Source organism: Xanthomonas bromi, assembly GCF_900092025.1.
GTDB lineage: Bacteria > Pseudomonadota > Gammaproteobacteria > Xanthomonadales > Xanthomonadaceae > Xanthomonas > Xanthomonas bromi.
Map to the genome: position 1 here is coordinate 106454 of NZ_FLTX01000008.1, position 16629 is coordinate 123082.

A 16629-nucleotide genomic window follows, 5' to 3' on the forward strand; every position below is an offset into this window, starting at 1 on the left:
GGTCGACCGGCGTTACTGCGGCGTGGCCGGCGGGGTGCTGCCCGCCGATGCGGTTGTCGGGCTGCTTGGCTGCTTGGCCAGGATGCGGTCGAGGGTGCGATAGAAGGCGATCTGGTTGGCGTCTTTGTAAAACCCGTGACCTTGGCGCCAGTCCCATTGCAGATCATCCACGTCGTAACGGGTCTGACGCCAACACGCTGTGCTGCTGGCCGTGCGGGTCGCTGGACACCAATACCGCCGGGCCGCAGGAGACGCGGTACCAGCCATAGACACGTGCGGGCTGGTCGGCAAGGCAAGCGGGTGCCAATTGGCCTGCACCTGCGTCAGCGCTGTCCAGCCGTTGCCGTTGCGGCGCAACGGCAGCGAATTGTCGTCGTCATCGGTGCCGTACGCGTACTTCGCCACACCATCATTGTCGAGCACGAACCTCAGGCGCGGGACGTCGATGTCGGCCATCAGCCGGTGGGTGGCGGTGCTGGCATCCACGTCGTACCGCTGCAAGGGGGCGATAAAAATTGCCGCCGGACTGCGGCGGCACGGAAAGAGAGCAGGTGTTTGGTTGTTGCGTGGCCACGCTGGCCAGCCGATGTGACGCGAACATGTCTGGGCATGCCAGCTGCACCGCTGCGTTCATCCAACAGCTTCCGCTTGGCCGGGCAGTGCGCCACACGCCATGCGCGCATGCGCCCGCTAGCGGCGATGTGGTTTAATCGCCGCCGAAGTGGGGGTACCGCAGCGTGCTGCGGTTGAGATAGTCCCTTCGAACCTGATCCGGCTGATACCGGCGTAGGGAAGCTTCGTCGGATGCGATGACCCGTGCTTGCACGGGAACACCGTATCCAGCGCCGCCGCTTCGTCCGCACTGCGACTCCTTCGCAGAGCCAGCGCCAATGGTGCTGGTTTTCCAGCACACAGGACGAACGTCATGAATGCCGCGCCCACCGTTTTGCAGCAACAAGCCCAATCGTTGTCCGAGGCTGTCACTCAGCCGATTCCCGGTTCGCGCAAGATCTTCGTGCAAGGCTCGCGCGCGGATCTGCAGGTGCCGATGCGCGAAATCGCATTGACCCGCACGCCCACGTTGTTCGGTGGCGAAGAGAATCCGCCGCTCAGCGTCTACGACACCTCCGGGCCCTACACCGATCCGCAGGCGGCCATCGATCTGGCCGCCGGTCTGGCGCCGCTGCGTGCGCAATGGATTGCCGAGCGTGGCGACACCATGGCGCTGGACGGGTTGAGCTCAAGCTTCGGACGTGGCCGCGAGCACGATGCGCGCCTGGATGCAGTGCGCTTTCCGGCGCGGCGCTTGCCGCGGGTCGCGCGCGAGGGCGCCAACGTCACCCAGATGCACTATGCGCGCCGCGGCATCGTCACGCCGGAAATGGAGTATGTGGCGATCCGCGAAAATCAGCGCCTGGAGGCGGTGACCGATGCGAGCTTGCGCAAGCAGCATCCGGGTGAGGCGTTCGGCGCCGCGATCCAGCAGCGCATCACACCGGAGTTCGTGCGCGAGGAGATCGCACGCGGGCGCGCGATCCTGCCCAACAACATCAATCACCCGGAGAGCGAGCCGATGATCATCGGCCGCAATTTCCTGACCAAGATCAACGCCAACATCGGCAACAGCGCGGTGTCGTCGGGCATCGCCGAAGAAGTGGAAAAACTGGTGTGGTCGATCCGCTGGGGCGGCGATACGGTGATGGATCTGTCCACCGGCAAGCACATCCACGAAACGCGCGAATGGATCATCCGCAACTCGCCGGTGCCGATCGGCACGGTGCCGATCTATCAAGCGCTGGAAAAAGTCGATGGGCGTGCGGAAGCGCTGACCTGGGAGATCTTTCGCGACACGCTGATCGAGCAGGCTGAGCAGGGCGTGGATTACTTCACCATCCATGCCGGCGTGCTGCTGCGTTATGTGCCGCTCACTGCCAAGCGGGTTACCGGCATTGTGTCGCGCGGTGGCTCGATTATGGCCAAGTGGTGTCTGGCGCACCACAAGGAAAATTTTCTCTACACGCACTTCGAAGACATCTGCCAGATCATGAAGGCCTACGATGTGGCGTTCTCGTTGGGCGATGGGTTGCGCCCGGGCTGCATCGCCGACGCCAACGACGCGGCGCAATTCGGCGAACTGGAAACGCTGGGCGAGCTAACGAAACTCGCCTGGAAGCACGATGTGCAAACCATGATCGAGGGACCCGGCCATGTGCCGATGCAGCTGATCAAGGAGAACATGGACAAGCAGCTGCGCGAATGTGGCGAGGCGCCGTTCTACACCTTGGGACCGCTGACCACCGACATCGCGCCAGGCTATGACCACATCACCAGCGCGATTGGTGCGGCGATGATCGGCTGGTTCGGCACCGCAATGCTCTGCTACGTCACCCCGAAAGAGCACCTGGGCCTGCCCAATCGGCAAGACGTGCGCGACGGCATCATGGCCTACAAGATCGCTGCGCATGCGGCCGACCTCGCCAAGGGGCATCCGGGCGCGCAGGTGCGCGACAACGCCCTGAGCAAGGCACGCTTCGAGTTCCGTTGGGACGATCAGTTTCATCTTGGCCTGGATCCGGAAAAGGCCAAGGAGTTTCACGACGAAACCCTGCCCAAGGACGCGCACAAGCTGGCGCACTTCTGTTCGATGTGCGGACCGCACTTCTGTTCGATGAAGATCACCCAGGACGTCCGTGATTACGCGGCCGCGCACGGCGTGGGGGACGAGCATGCGTTGGCAGCGGGAATGCAGGAAAAATCGGCGCAGTTTCTGGCGCAGGGCGCGCAGGTCTATCGCGCCACGTGACGTTACATCGAGCCGTTTCAGATACCCCGCGCGACACCCGCTTAGGAAAAATTCAGCTTGGCGGTGCCTAGACCGTATCGCGGTGCGCAAGTGCCGCGCTGCGATGAGCTGCAAGCGATGACAGCGGATAAGGGTTTCGGCCGATTTAGCTGAATCGCGGTTAAAAAAATCGCGCCAGAAGGCGCGAAGGCTACGTCATAATTATTTGAATTCGTCGGCGAGAGAGAGAGCCTGAGGCTGCCGCCTGTCATAGGAAGCAACGGGGGATAGCGTAAAATCTGCACCACGGGGATGCATGACACAGTCGGTCGTGCTCCTTTGCTGAATTTGGCGTTTCGCGGTAGGCGTTGCGTTCTTTTGTAGTCCTTTTGCATGGCGATGCGTTTTTTTGCCGATGAGTGTTCCTCGCGTTACTGCAATGCCATCGGGCCGGCTACGTGTCGGTCAGTGCGTGGTCGACGTCGCCTCGCGCGAGGTGCACGCACCGGCTGCAAAGCGGCCGCTGCGTCTGGCGCCGAAATCCCTGGCTGTATTGCTGACCCTGGCACGACAGCCGGGCCAGGTGGTCACGCGCGAGCAGCTGCTCGCCGAGGTCTGGCCCGATACCTTGCCGACCAACGATGTGGTGACCCAGGCGGTCACGCAGCTGCGCAAGGCGTTTGCCACTCACGGCGGGCAGCGCTCGGAGCACATCGAGACGATTGCCAAAACCGGCTATCGCTTGATGGCGGCGGTCGTGTGGGAAGCGCATGCACCTGGATCGACAACGCTGCCGCATGAGGCGCCTGGCGTGCACGCGCCCGAGCCGGCGCAACCGGACGAGGGCGCGGCGTCCGTCTCCGACCAGTTCGGCACTGCTGTGCAACGCATCCCTACCTCGCCCGCCCAGCCAGCAGCGCCACGGCAGTGGCGCTGGATGGCGCTGGCAGTTGCCAGCGTGGCCTTGCTGATCGTACTGGGTCTCGCAGTGCGGACCTTGTGGCGACGGGTCCCGGTAACTGAGGCTGTGCACGCGTCTGCCGTGTTGGGCAGTCCCAAACGGCCGTACCAGGTGATTACCGCAGGCGGCGGATTCGATCTCACACCGAGCCTGTCGCCGGATGGCGCGATTGTGGCGTACGCGTCACTGATCAGCGGCCGCGTCGGCACCTCGATCCTGGTCAAGACCACCGACAACGCCTATCCGCGGGTGTTGGAGACGCCCGCGCCAGGCGTTTCGGATCGTTTGCCGGCATGGTCGCCGGATGGCGGCGAGATCGCCTTTTCCAGGCAGGCGCCCGATGGCAGCTGCCGGATCATGATTGCCGCCGCCACCGGGCCTGCGGCGTCACGCGAAGTAGTGCGGTGCGACGGTACGGACATGCTGAGTTTCAGCTGGTCGCCGGATGGGCGCGCACTGGTGTTCGGCAGCATGACCGGCACCTACGGCGCAGCACGCATGCGTCGCCTGGATCTGAAAACCAGGCAGTGGCAAACGCTGGACTATCCTGCGCAAGCGGGTGATTTCGATTACGCACCGCGTTACTCGCCCGATGGGCATTGGATCGTGTTTCTGCGTAATCCGCAGCTTGGGGATCTGTGGCGGATTCCGGCCGAAGGCGGCGCTGCCGAACGGCTCACTCACGACAACGCCGATATCCGTGGCTGGAGCTGGTTACCCGATGGCTGCGGTTTGATCTTCGGGCGTCGCGTGGACAGCGAAGCGCGGCTGTATCGCCTGGATCTGCTCGACCGCAGTCTGCACGACCTGGGCGTGGACGATGCGCAGGCGCCGGACGTGGCGCACGGCCACTTGGTGTTCGTGCAACGCAAACCGCAGTTCGGCGTGTATCAGGTCATTCGCGACACCATGAATGGTGGCTACATTCGCCGTCGCCTGTTTCCTTCCAGCGGGCGCGATGATCAGCCCATGATCGCGCCGGACGGGCGTCAGTTGATCTTTGCCTCCAATCGGTCCGGCGCATACGGGCTGTGGTGGGGCGATGTCGGCAAGCCCGGCTCGGTGCGCTTGATCGAAGGGCTACGCCCGGACTCGCGTCAGGCCGCGGACTGGTCAGCCGATTCGCAGCGCGTGCTGGTCAGCGGCAGCGATGCAGCCGGGCATGCTGCGCTATTCGAAGTGACTCCCGCTAGCGGCCAGGTGGTGCGCCTACCTGTGCCGCAGCCGCGCCCGTTGCAGGCGATCCACGTTCCCAATCCCGATCACTTGCTGGTAGTTGCTGCTGCAGAGGACGGGCATACGTTCGCAACGCTGTACGACCGGCGCAGCAGCCCCTGGCGCGCGCTGGCAACGCTGGCGGACGTCTCGCAGTTACGACTGGATCGCGTCAGCGGACAGGTGTTGCTGACTCGTCTCAGCGGCGGCGGCGTCTGGCAGATCGCCCCGTCGCTTGCCGCCGATACCTTGCAAGCGATCGATCTGAAACAGCCATCGCGCTGGCGTTATCGCAGTTGGGCGCCGGGCATGAAGGGCAGTTTGCATTACCTGTCTTCGAACAGCAGCTGTGCCACCTATGATGGCGAGCTACGCAGCGGTCGCGGGCAATGTCTGGACGTGGTTAAGTTCATCACGATCAACGGTTTCAGCCTGGACCAGCGTGACGGAACGCTTTACCTGGCACTGGCAGAAGAAGATGGCAGTTCGATCGCCTACATGGCGCTGCCGCAGCCTTCTGCGGCACCCGTTGGTGTAATCGCTAACTTGTTGTCAGTGTTGAGAAACATTGCCTCGTAAGTTCTTCGGAAAGGTTTCGTAGCGATTTCGGCACAGTTTCGTTAGAATCTCCTGACTGACGCCCGATTCAGCAAAACACTACGCACTCTCGTGTATTGGGGGCTGCCAACATGCAACAGGTCATCACCGCAGATAGGGGGCTTGCGCTCGCGCTGGATACCGCCAGTGAGTCGACATCGACCACCTGTCTGGCAGTCTCGCGGCTCGGCAGCATCCGCACCAGCGCAGCAACATTCACCTTGTGGTTACAGCTTCGCGGGCGCGCCTGGGTGGAATCCAAGGAAGGCCGTTTTCGTCTGCGCGCCGGAGACTGGATCGCTTTCGACAAGGATTCCCACCCCACCGTGCAGGCAGACCGCAGCGCGCTCTGCGTGGGGGTCGCGCTGGATAGCGACAGCCTGCAATCGCTTGCTGAACTGACCGACGCGACGCTGTATCCCGGCCGCGCTCGATTGTCGCGCGGCGATCTGCGGATCGCCTTGCGCTTGTGGCGCAATGCCGCCGCACAGAGCGGCAGCGCGTTGGCGCGGCCGTTGTTGTTGCACCTGGCCGGGATGCAGCGCGATTTCATCGAGCAGGAACAGCGGTGCCCGGGGCGTTCCCGCAGCCGCCGACGCCAGGTATTCGGTCGCATGCAGCGCGCCCGGCTGTATTTGGAAGGCAATAGCGACCGCGTGGTGCGGATCAGCGAACTGGCGCAACTGACCAACTTCTCCAGTTGGTATGTGTCCAAGACGTTTCAGAGCCTGTACGAAGAAAGCCCGCAGGCGTTGTCGGCACGCTTGCGACTGGAGCGGGCCTCGGACTTGCTGCGCGATACCTCGATGATGATCGGTGAGGTTGCAGCCGCCAGTGGGTTCGATAATTGCTGCAGCTTCGCACGCGCATTCCGTGCGCGTTTCGGCGTCTCCGCATCGCGTTATCGCGACCAGACGACCAATCCGCCAGATTCGGCAAAGCCACGGAACGTGACGCGCAAAGCGATGGCGTTCACGCAAACGTAATTTGCACGGGGGCGCTTAACGCGCCACTAACGAACCCTGGAGAGATTGATGAACCTTCGCACTTCCGCAGTGCGGCTGGGCCTGTTGCCCGCCGGTATTGCGATCGCGTTGACGCCGGCTTTCGCCGCCAATGCACAAGAGCAGTCCGCCCCGTCGACCACGACGCTGGACCGCATCGAAATCACCGGCTCGCGCATCCGCTCGGTCGACGTCGAAACCGCACAGCCGGTGTTCACCGTCACTCAGCAGGACATTCAGAAGTCGGGCCTGGTCAGCGTTGGCGACATCCTCCAGAACCTGTCGATTGCCGGTACCCAGACCTATAGCAAGGCTGCAGTGCTGACCTCGAATCCGGAACAGGGCGGACAGTACGTCAACCTCTACAACCTGGGCGAGAACCGTACCCTGGTGCTGGTGAACGGCAAGCGTTGGACCAGCAGTCTGGCTGGCCTGAGCGACATGTCCACCATCCCGAGCTCGCTGATCGAGCGCATCGAAGTGTTGAAGGATGGCGCCTCGGCGATCTACGGCTCCGACGCCGTGGCCGGTGTGGTCAACATCATCCTGCGCAAGAACTACGACGGTGCAGAGGCCTCGGCGTACTTCGGCCAGAACGGCCGTGGCGACGGCTCCAAGGAGCAGTACTCCTTCACCGCCGGCACCACCACCGACCGCGCCTCGCTGGTGTTTGGCGTCAACTACACCAACGAAGATCCGGTGTGGGCCAAGGCTCGCCCGCTGACCCGTTATTCGTCTGGTCCGAATCACATCAAAGACGGCCTGAGCCCAACCGGTCCGTGGGGCCGTTTCAACGATCCGCGCGCAGTGGGTACGCCGGGCGCGGGCAACTATCTCGACACTGACGGCAATATCGTCGGTTCCGGCCAGGGCACCTGGTCCCCCAATCAATGGGTGCTTAACCATACCGGTTCGTTTGACGGAAAGGGCGTCGGCGCCGATTCGCGCGACCTGTCCAACTATCACGTTGGTGTAGGTCTAGATGACTACTACAACTCGATCGATCAGATGATGTTGCAGCAGTCCAGCAAGAATAAGTCGGTCTTTACGACCGGCAGCTACAACCTGACCGACAGCCTGACCTTCAAGTCGACCGCGATGTACTCCGAGCGCGACTCGAACCGTCAGATCGCCGGCTATCCGCTGCAGGCCGCATCGCAGCCGCAGTTCCCGGTCGCCATCAGTGGCACCAGCTACTACAACCCGGTTGGCCAGGACATCAACAGCTGGTTCCGCCGTACGGTTGAACTGCCGCGCACCACCGAAAGCAACGTCAAGACCCTGCACTTCGATGCCGCGCTGGAAGGCGTGTTCGACGTCGGCAGCCACGGCTGGAACTGGGACGTCGGCTTCAACTACAACAAGTACGATGTGACGCAGGTTTCGCGCGGCAACATCAACCTGCTGGCGTTGCAGAAGGCATTGGGCCCGTCGTTCCTCAATGCACAGGGTCAGGTGCAGTGCGGTACCGCAGCGGCTCCGATCGCGCTGGGTACCAGCAATGCGCTGGGCCAGTGCACCCCGTTCAATATCCTGGGCGGCCCGTCCGCGTCCACGCCGAACGCGCTGCAGTACTTGAATGCATTGGGTCAGGCCACGCAGCAGAGCCTGAGCAAGCAGTGGACCGCCAACGTCACCGGCGGCCTGTTCGACCTGCCGGCCGGCGAGCTGGGCTTCGCTGCAGGCGTCGAGCACCGCGAAATCAGCGGCTACGATTATCCGGACCAGCTGTCCAGCGCCGGTTACACCACCGACCTGGCGGCACAGGCCACCGAAGGTCGCTACCAGACCAACGAAGCCTACCTGGAGCTGTTGATCCCGGTGCTGAAGGATCTGCCGGGCGCCAAGGAGCTGTCGTTCGACGTGGCTGCGCGCTACAGCAACTACAGCCGTTTCGGCGACACCACCAACAGCAAGTTCAGCTTCACCTGGAAGCCGATCGACGACCTGCTGGTGCGTGGCACCTACGGCACGGGTTTCCGTGCGCCTACCTTGGATGACACCTTCGGTGGCGGCTCGCAGAGCTTCGATGCCTTCACCGATCCGTGCGATGCGACCTTCGGTTCTCTGGGCAATGCCGGTGTGGCAGCGCGTTGTTCCGCCGAGGGTTTGGCGAGCAACTTCCGTCAGACCGACACTGCGAACAATCCGGTCGCCAAGCGCGACGTGCAGGGCAACTCCCCGTTCAATGCTGGCGTCGGTAACGCCGAACTTGAGCCCGAGCGCAGCATCACCCGTACCGTGGGCATGGTGTACAGCCCGCATTGGGTGCAGGGCCTGGACTTCTCGCTGGATTGGTACCGCATTTCGATCTCCAACATCATCACCGCGCTGACGGCCAATGATGTGTTGAACAACTGCTATCTCAACAATCTGGCCAGCTACTGTGCCGACTACGGTCGCGACGCGGTCACCGGCCAGGTCACTACGCTGAGCCGCGGCAACGTCAACCTGGGCCGTCTGGAAACCGAAGGCTATAACTTTGGCGTGCGTTACCGCATGCCGGAAACCGCCTACGGCAAGTTCGCCGTCAACCTGGACACCAACTACCTGACGACCTACAAGTCGCAGGCCGAAGCCGGTGCCGATTGGTCCAACGCGGCTGGCTACTGGAACTTCCCGCGCGTGCGCGCCACCTTGGGTCTGGACTGGTCGCTGGGTGCGTTGTCGGCCAACTGGAACCTGCGCTACTACGGCGGCTTCCGCGATTACTGCTGGGATGCAGCGGCAGGCATCGAGTGCAACGACCCGAACTACCAGACGCCGAACCCGGGTTGGGGCGGTGGCACCGGTTCCAACAAGAAGGGCTCGATTTCCTATCAGGACGTCTCGGTCACTTGGCAGGCTCCGTGGGACGGCAGCGTGACGGTTGGTGCCCGTAACATCTGGAACAAGCAGCCGCCGATCACCTATTCGATCACCAACAGCAGCACCGCTGCGATCGATCCGATGCTCGACTACGACCGCTTCCTGTTCGTGCAGTACAACCAGCGCTTCTGATCACCGAGGTGTTGTAAGTAGAAAAAGCGGGCCGAAAGGCCCGCTTTTTTTGTGCTTGTGACTGGCCGTGCCGAGTGTGCTGCGTGCCTGAAAGGCGCGGCGATTGCCAGGTGGTGGGTAGACAATGGAGCGCTGCCGGATGACGCGACCTACCTCCGATGTTCGGTTGAAGGTTCATAGCGCAAACCACTCGATGCGCGGGCGCGATTGAAGATCATTCGAGTGGCAGGTCGAGGTCGATCAGAGCAGCACGGGTATCGATCTGGAGAGCGGGTATTGCATGCGCTTTATGTCAACTTGGCTTGCCGATTGCCCGCTCCCGGCGTGGTGGCTCTGCAAGCCGCAACGCCCGTCGTGTAGCCTGCAGATGCTAATCCCGAGTGCGTCGTGCAGCAAAGGCCAAAAAAAAGGCGCGATGTCATCGCGCCTCTGGTGACTTCAATCGCTGCCATCCACCGCTGCCGCTTACGCCTCGGCAAGCCCCAGCAACGTGTCGGCCTGTTCGCGCCAGCTCGGCAGGCGAGCGATGACGCCGACCTTGGTCAAATATTCTTCATCCACGCTTTCGCCACTGGCCAGTGCCGTGGCCACATGCACGGCGCCGGTGACCCAGAAGCTGCGCAGGCTGGAGCGCTGCGGATGGCGATGGAAGGCCACCGCTTCGATGATCGGCATCGGCAAGCCCCACAAGCCGAGCAGATAGGCGCCGGCTTCGGTGTGGCCCAGACGGTCGTCGCCAGCCTCGGCCGGCGGTTCGCGCTCGTCGCGCACGCCGGGCAGCAACAGGCCGATATCGGCCAGCAGCGCGGCGGTGGAGCCGAGTTCGGCACTGGTCGGTGGCAATACCTTGGCTGCCAGGCGCGAGGAGAGCAGGGCGCGGCGCTGCATCGCGCTGCGCTCGGCCGGGGTGAGCGTCTGGACCGAGAACACTTCGCTGGCCAGCACCAGATCGCGCAGCGTCGCCACACCCAGGCGGGTCACGGCCGTGCGTAGGTCGGTGATGCTGCGACCACCGGAGAAGAACGCCGAATTGCAAAGTTGCAGTACTTTCGCCGCAATCGCCGGGTCGCCGGCGATCAGCTTGGCGATATCGGCCGCATCGGCGCCGTCGTCTTCTTCCAGCGCATGCATCAAGCTCAGGTACAAGTGCGGCGGCGAGGGCAGTTTTTCGATGCGCCCGATTGCCGCGCGCAGGCGCGGATTGCTCAGCAGGTCGCGCAGCTCTTCCAGGCTGGTCACGGCTTCGAGCAGCACTTCCGGTGCCAGCGGCATCGGCAAGAAGCGATGTGCCACGCCGATGATGCGGGCCGGCGGCGTACGTTGGCCGTCCTGCGTATCGATCAGCGCAATACGAATGGTGTCTGGGCGCAGCGTGCGGATCTGCCCCAGCAAGGTGGCGGCAGTCAGGTCCGGCAATAGTGGTGCAACGATGACCGCATCGAATGGCGACAGCGCGGCAGCTTCGATTGCCGAGTTGCCGTCGGCCACCTGCTGCGCCTGCCATTGGTCGCCGAGATCGGTAACGTAATCGACAAGGTCGGACGGAAGACTGGCTTCGTCCCCAACAAACAGAATACGCAAGACACTTCCCCAGAAGTCACCGGTGACGGACACCGGCCAAACGCTATCGGCAATGTACCCAATCTGCCGGCTGCGGTCACCGGGATCACGCGTGAAGCGTGATCTCGATCGCCCCGCATGGGCGGGGTAGCAGCACGGTCACTGGATCAGGGTGCGTCGGAATTGTAGCGTTCCACCGACTCCACCAGGATGCGCTTGGCCTCGGCCGCGCCGCCCCAACCGTCCAGCTTGACCCACTTGCCCTTCTCCAAGTCCTTGTAATGCTCGAAGAAGTGGCCGATGCGCTCCATCCAATGGCTGGAGACCTGGTTGATGTCTTCGATATGCGCGTAGCCGGAGAAGATCTTCTCGACCGGCACGGCCAGGATCTTTTCATCGCTTCCTGCCTCGTCGCTCATGCGCAGCACGCCGACCGGACGGCAACGCACCACCGAGCCCGGGACCAGCGGCAGCGGCAGCACCACCAGTACGTCGGCCGGATCGCCGTCGCCGCACAGGGTGTTGGGAACGTAGCCGTAGTTGCAGGGGTAGCGCATCGGGGTCGACAGGATCCGGTCGACGAAGATCGCGCCACTGGCCTTGTCCACTTCGTACTTGACCGGCTCGGAATCCTTGGGGATTTCGATGACGACGTTGATTTCTTCCGGCAGATTCTTGCCAGAGGTGACCAGTTCAAGACCCATGCGCGTAGCTCCGAGGCGTCAGCAGTGTGTGGAGCGCGATTCTACGCGTTCGGCTGTTGCGCTGCAGCGACACTGAATAGGCAACGTTCTGATAGCCGAATGCGGCATAGCCTGCATTCATCACAGGCAACGGCCCGATCCCGGCGGGCCGGCCCCGGAGCGCACGCTGCAGGCTCATCCACCGTTAGGGAACCGTTATGTCCAGGCTCACGCGCTTGCTCGTTGTCTTGCTGCTTTCGCTCACCGCACATGCCGCTGCCGCGGCAACGCCACCACCGACCTATATAGATGCCGTGGACTGGCCCGCCGATGGCGAAGGCTGGGAAGCGTTCATCGACCTGGAGCAGCGGCTGGATCGCGATTTCGACAATATCTGCGGCGACACCTTCTGCGCTGGCGAATTCAGTGACTACCAGCCGCTGCGCTTTCGCTGCTCGGTGCACCGCGTCACCGGGGTGGTGCGTAGCTGCATCTGGACCTTCGGCGCCAGCGAGGCGAGCGTCGACCCGCGCAGCGGCTACCTGCGCTCGGACAGCCGTGTCTGGCGCTGCACGGCGCCGTTGAAGTCCGGCACCCGCCTGGACGAGATGTATCGCGCGCTTGCCGTCACCAATCCGCTGTTCGAGCCACTGCCGGGCGGCGCACCGCCGATCTATGACGGCTTGATCGGCTGCCTGTGATCGATTGCCGAAGAGGGGCCTTGCCAGAGCTGGCGGGCCTCCTCTGCGTCGGTCTCCTGCTTCCCGTCGGCATGGCCGCAGGTCTGGCGACCTGCGGCCATGCCCCATTACAACAATGGCACCAGCAACAAGGCCACGATATTGATGATCTTGATCAGGGGGTTGATCGCTGGCCCCGCGGTGTCCTTGTACGGGTCGCCGACCGTGTCGCCGGTGATCGCGGCCTTGTGCGCCTCGCTGCCCTTGCCGCCGAAGTGGCCGTCTTCGATGTATTTCTTGGCGTTGTCCCAGGCGCCGCCGCCAGTCGTCATCGAAATCGCCAGGAACACGCCCGTGACAATCGTGCCGATCAACACGCCGCCCAAGGCCCGCGGCCCGAGCAGCAGCCCGACCACGATGGGAACCACCACCGGCAACAGCGAAGGCACGATCATTTCGCGGATCGCCGAGCGGGTCAGCATGTCCACCGCACGGTCGTATTGCGGCTTGGCAGTGCCGGCCATGATGCCCGGGAGTTCGCGGAACTGGCGTCGCACTTCTTCCACCACCGCGCCTGCCGCGCGGCCCACCGCCTCCATCGCCATCGCACCGAACAGGTACGGAATCAGCCCGCCAATCAGCAGCCCGATGATCACCGTGTGGTCGGACAGATCGAAGGCGAACACCTCGCCGGGATTGGCCGCCTGCAGGTTGTGCGTGTAGTCGGCGAACAGCACCAATGCGGCCAGCGCCGCAGAGCCGATCGCGTAGCCCTTGGTCACTGCCTTGGTGGTATTGCCCACCGCATCCAGCGGGTCGGTGATGTCGCGGACTTCCGGCGGCAACTCGGCCATCTCGGCAATGCCGCCGGCGTTGTCGGTGATGGGTCCATAGGCATCCAGCGCCACGATCATGCCGGCCATCGACAGCATTGCCGTGGCGGCGATGGCAATGCCGTAAAGACCACCGAAATGGAACGCGCCCCAGATCGCTGCGCACACCGCGATCACCGGTAGCGCGGTGGATTTCATCGAGATGCCCAGGCCGGCGATGATGTTGGTGCCGTGACCGGTGGTGCTGGCCGATGCAACGTGCTGCACCGGTTTGTATTGCGTGCCGGTGTAGTACTCGGTGATCCATACGATCAGGCCGGTGAGCACCAGGCCGATCAGTGCACAGGCATACAACGCCGTTGCACCATGGGTGTTGTCGCGCATCAGCGATTGGGTGATAGGCCAGTAGGCCAACGCCGCCAGTACGCCGGACACGATAACGCCTTTATAGAGCGCTCCCATGATCGAGCCGCCGGCTTTGACCTTGACGAAGGCCGCGCCCACGATCGAGGCGATGATCGAGACACCGCCCAACACCAGCGGATACAGCACCGCATGCGGCCCAGTCTCGGCCAGGGTGAGGCTACCGAGCAGCATCGTGGCGATCACGGTGACGGCATAGGTTTCGAACAGATCCGCCGCCATGCCTGCGCAGTCGCCGACATTGTCGCCAACGTTGTCCGCAATCACCGCCGGGTTGCGCGGGTCGTCCTCGGGAATGCCGGCCTCGACCTTGCCGACCAGGTCCGCCCCCACGTCGGCTCCCTTGGTGAAAATGCCGCCACCCAGGCGCGCGAAAATCGAGATCAACGACGACCCGAACGCCAACCCGACCAACGCATGCAGATTCCGCTCCAGCGGCAGGCCCATCGCTTTCAGCACCGCAAAGTAGCCGGCCACGCCAAGCAGCCCGAGGCCGACCACCAACATACCGGTGATCGCGCCGCCACGGAACGCCACATCCATCGCACGGCTGATGCCGTGCCGCGCCGCTTCAGCGGTACGTACATTGGCACGCACCGACACGTTCATGCCGATATAGCCGGCCAACCCCGACAACACCGCACCAAGCGCAAACCCGATCGCTGTGTACCAACTCAGAAACAGTCCGACCAAGACGAACAACACGCCGCCGGCAATCGAAATGGTGAGGTATTGCCGGTTGAGGTAGGCACGTGCGCCTTCCTGGATCGCGGCGGCAATCTCCTGCATGCGCGCATTGCCGCTCGGCTGCGCGACCACCCAGCGTGCCGACACGATGCCATAGACGATTGCCAAAACCGCACAACCTAGCGCGAGCAACAACCCGTAGTGTTCCAGCATGACCCCTCTCCCACAAGAATGGATGTCGTCCGGTCGGGACGAACCAAGGGCGATGCACACAACGAGTGGACTGACGAATACGGACTCGACGGCCGCATGGGCCGTAATGCGCGTCGCGAATGTTCAGGTGGCCGGATCGCGACCGAGTATGCGCCGCAGCTTGCGTAGCTGCCAGCGCCCAGGCTTTGGCGCGTCGTTCAGTTGAATCATGACAGCCTGCGGCCAACGTGATCCGGCCGACCCCAGGAGTCTCCATGTCCACTCATGTCGCACAAAAATCTGCCGCGATGCTTGCAGCGTTGCTACTGACGAGCCAAGCGTTTGCGGTCGAACCCACGCCCGAACTCAAGCAGCGCCCGCCAGGCACCGCACAAGCGGTTGGTGCCGTGCACACCTTGCGCCAGATCCCGGAAGCCTGCGCGCGCCTGGAAGGCGCGTTCACCGGCAATGCTGCACAGCCGTACACCTTGTCGGTGGTACGCAGTAGTCCCACCTGCCAGCCCCGCGCACGCTTTGTGGATTTCGCCAAGGCCGCGCCCAGCGTTGCCTCGGGGTGGATCTTCAATGATGTGATCCGCGTGCCGAGTGCGGCGTGCCCGGCGCAACAGGCGGTTGTCCGTGTATGGCGCAAGCCGGTGGATGCCAAACCGCAGCTCGACGGACAAGGCCAGTCACGTATCTATCTGGAAGATGCCAAGCAACAAGCCGCCGCCGGTAAGCTCCCGCAGGTACCGATGTTCGCTGCGCAGATGACGGTGGAAGGCCAGGCGTGTCAGTGATGAGGTCGTGTCCGCACCGGGCTCGATCCCGATGCGGACATCTCCTTTATTCGGCGCGTTCCAGCTTGGAAGCCATGCCATCGAATGTCGCTTGATCTGACGGCGACAGGTTCGGACGGCCGGAGAGAATACCCATGGTGATGCCGCCCTGGACGTAATAGGTCTCGCCTGCGTCGACTTCAATATTCAGCACATCTTTTTTTTCCGAGTGCACCGTGTACTGATGGGCGCCCGGTGCAACAAGCGACACAAAGTATTTGCCGCTGCGCAGTTTCCCCAATTCGGTTTCGCCCTCGCGCACCTTGAATCCGACGGCTCCGCCCGCGAATTTGGACGGCCGAAAAAACACGATTTGTGCCTTATCTGCCGGTGCAGGGCCGATCACATTGGTTCCAACCAAAGCCGTGGCCTCTGCGGAAGCGGTATTTCCTCCACTGATTGGCACTGCCAGCGCTTGAGCGGTCGTCAACAACAAGGCAAGCGAGGTGATACTCAACAGTTTACGTATGGTTACGCCAGTGGATTAGTGGAAGGAAATACGTGAATTGCGCAGATTGCGCGAGGTATTGCGACTGCAATTTTCCCGGTACCACGAGTGCCAGGCGGAATTTCGATCTGTCCGCCACGGACAAACAGTCCCAACGGCCCACCCAGGGTGGCAACGCCAATTGCGGACGCGCTGTGGTCTTTTCCGGTTGCGCCTAAGTTGAAGCTGCGTAATGCGACGGTTTGCGCGTTGCATTGGAGGCTGCGCGCTGCAAGCAGAAGTTCGCCCGCTGCACCGCCTCCGCGAGCTGCTGCGGCATGCACCACTTTTCCTGTGCCCGGCACTCCTGCTGCAAGCAGCTGCTGTCCATCAATGACCAAAGGCTCCGCCAGCCGCAGCCGGAAACGATCGCCGCATCGATGCGTCGCCGAAGACACTGCTTCGGCGAGCTCTATGGTGACAAGCGTGCCTTCCGGAAAAATGAGGGCGGACGATTGCGCACCGTCAGCTGCCGCCCCGGTATCGGAAGATAATTGCAACAAAGATGGTTGCGACCGGTGCTGCATCGCATCTGCGGAATGAGCTGCCTGTTCTGCGTGTGTGTTTCCAATCACTAACTGCAACGCGAGCAATCACATCGCGCCCGCCGTTGCCGACCGGGATGGCGTTCCTTGCACTGGTGGTTCCCCTAAACGCAGCGACGACCGGCGTGGTCGTCGTGCAAG

At 62.9% G+C, this 16629-nt stretch carries 12 protein-coding genes and 1 riboswitch; of the genes, 6 read left to right on the top strand and 6 right to left on the bottom strand.

What is annotated here, in order from left to right:
* Positions 1–12: 12 nt before the first annotated feature.
* A complete protein-coding gene (locus tag XBLMG947_RS03120; protein ID WP_065466336.1) occupies positions 13–501 on the bottom strand; it encodes a hypothetical protein in 489 nt (162 codons plus the stop codon).
* Positions 502–713: 212 nt separating this feature from the next.
* Positions 714–811: riboswitch (TPP riboswitch) on the top strand.
* Positions 812–925: 114 nt separating this feature from the next.
* On the opposite strand from XBLMG947_RS03120, the gene thiC reads away from it, so the two are divergent.
* The 4 genes from thiC (at position 926) to XBLMG947_RS03140 (ending at position 9559) form a co-directional block, all read left to right on the top strand.
* Complete coding sequence (gene thiC, locus XBLMG947_RS03125) at positions 926–2803, top strand: phosphomethylpyrimidine synthase ThiC (RefSeq protein ID WP_065466337.1); 1878 nt, start codon at positions 926–928, stop codon at positions 2801–2803.
* A 418-nt stretch (positions 2804–3221) separates the two neighbouring features.
* Positions 3222–5537 carry a winged helix-turn-helix transcriptional regulator gene (locus XBLMG947_RS03130; RefSeq protein WP_083992814.1) on the top strand — a complete coding sequence of 772 codons (2316 nt, stop codon included), beginning with the start codon at positions 3222–3224 and terminating at the stop codon, positions 5535–5537.
* Positions 5538–5647: 110 nt separating this feature from the next.
* On the top strand, positions 5648–6541 hold the full coding sequence (locus XBLMG947_RS03135; protein ID WP_065466421.1) for a helix-turn-helix domain-containing protein: 894 nt from the start codon (positions 5648–5650) through the stop codon (positions 6539–6541).
* 48 nt (positions 6542–6589) lie between these two features.
* The gene (locus XBLMG947_RS03140) at positions 6590–9559 is read left to right on the top strand and encodes a TonB-dependent receptor plug domain-containing protein (protein ID WP_065466339.1); all 2970 of its coding nucleotides are present in this window, start codon (positions 6590–6592) and stop codon (positions 9557–9559) included.
* A 465-nt stretch (positions 9560–10024) separates the two neighbouring features.
* Here the strand turns inward: XBLMG947_RS03140 and XBLMG947_RS03145 are convergent, their stop codons facing one another.
* Positions 10025–11173: an HDOD domain-containing protein gene (locus tag XBLMG947_RS03145; protein ID WP_065466340.1), complete on the bottom strand. Its 1149-nt coding sequence runs from the start codon at positions 11171–11173 to the stop codon at positions 10025–10027.
* A gap of 113 nt (positions 11174–11286) precedes the next feature.
* Entirely contained in the window at positions 11287–11823 is a 537-nt protein-coding gene (gene ppa, locus XBLMG947_RS03150) for an inorganic diphosphatase (RefSeq protein WP_010364408.1), read from the bottom strand.
* A 197-nt stretch (positions 11824–12020) separates the two neighbouring features.
* Between ppa and XBLMG947_RS03155 the strand changes: the two genes are divergently transcribed.
* Positions 12021–12503, top strand: coding sequence for a hypothetical protein (locus tag XBLMG947_RS03155; RefSeq protein WP_065466341.1), 483 nt, complete (start codon positions 12021–12023; stop codon positions 12501–12503).
* Between the two features lie 107 nt (positions 12504–12610).
* Here XBLMG947_RS03155 and XBLMG947_RS03160 read toward each other — a convergent pair whose 3' ends face one another.
* Positions 12611–14638 (bottom strand): sodium-translocating pyrophosphatase, encoded by a 2028-nt coding sequence (locus XBLMG947_RS03160; RefSeq protein WP_065466342.1) that lies wholly within the window; start codon positions 14636–14638, stop codon positions 12611–12613.
* Positions 14639–14892: 254 nt separating this feature from the next.
* Here XBLMG947_RS03160 and XBLMG947_RS03165 point away from each other — a divergent pair, with 254 nt between their 5' ends.
* Positions 14893–15417, top strand: a complete 525-nt coding sequence (locus tag XBLMG947_RS03165; protein WP_083992817.1) for a hypothetical protein — start codon at positions 14893–14895, stop codon at positions 15415–15417.
* Positions 15418–15463: 46 nt separating this feature from the next.
* Here the strand turns inward: XBLMG947_RS03165 and XBLMG947_RS03170 are convergent, their stop codons facing one another.
* The gene (locus tag XBLMG947_RS03170) at positions 15464–15913 is read right to left on the bottom strand and encodes a DUF2846 domain-containing protein (RefSeq protein WP_167351998.1); all 450 of its coding nucleotides are present in this window, start codon (positions 15911–15913) and stop codon (positions 15464–15466) included.
* A gap of 14 nt (positions 15914–15927) precedes the next feature.
* Entirely contained in the window at positions 15928–16470 is a 543-nt protein-coding gene (locus tag XBLMG947_RS22425) for a hypothetical protein (RefSeq protein WP_146090469.1), read from the bottom strand.
* Positions 16471–16629 lie beyond the last annotated feature (159 nt).

Coding starts and splice junctions, on each gene's coding strand:
- XBLMG947_RS03155 (WP_065466341.1), top strand. CDS start 12,021: ATGTCCAGGCTCACGCGCTTGCTCGTTGTCTTGCTGCTTTCGCTCACC.
- XBLMG947_RS03135 (WP_065466421.1), top strand. CDS start 5,648: ATGCAACAGGTCATCACCGCAGATAGGGGGCTTGCGCTCGCGCTGGAT.
- XBLMG947_RS03160 (WP_065466342.1), bottom strand. CDS start 14,638: ATGCTGGAACACTACGGGTTGTTGCTCGCGCTAGGTTGTGCGGTTTTG.
- ppa (WP_010364408.1), bottom strand. CDS start 11,823: ATGGGTCTTGAACTGGTCACCTCTGGCAAGAATCTGCCGGAAGAAATC.
- XBLMG947_RS03140 (WP_065466339.1), top strand. CDS start 6,590: ATGAACCTTCGCACTTCCGCAGTGCGGCTGGGCCTGTTGCCCGCCGGT.
- XBLMG947_RS22425 (WP_146090469.1), bottom strand. CDS start 16,470: ATGCAGCACCGGTCGCAACCATCTTTGTTGCAATTATCTTCCGATACC.
- XBLMG947_RS03130 (WP_083992814.1), top strand. CDS start 3,222: ATGCCATCGGGCCGGCTACGTGTCGGTCAGTGCGTGGTCGACGTCGCC.
- thiC (WP_065466337.1), top strand. CDS start 926: ATGAATGCCGCGCCCACCGTTTTGCAGCAACAAGCCCAATCGTTGTCC.
- XBLMG947_RS03165 (WP_083992817.1), top strand. CDS start 14,893: ATGTCCACTCATGTCGCACAAAAATCTGCCGCGATGCTTGCAGCGTTG.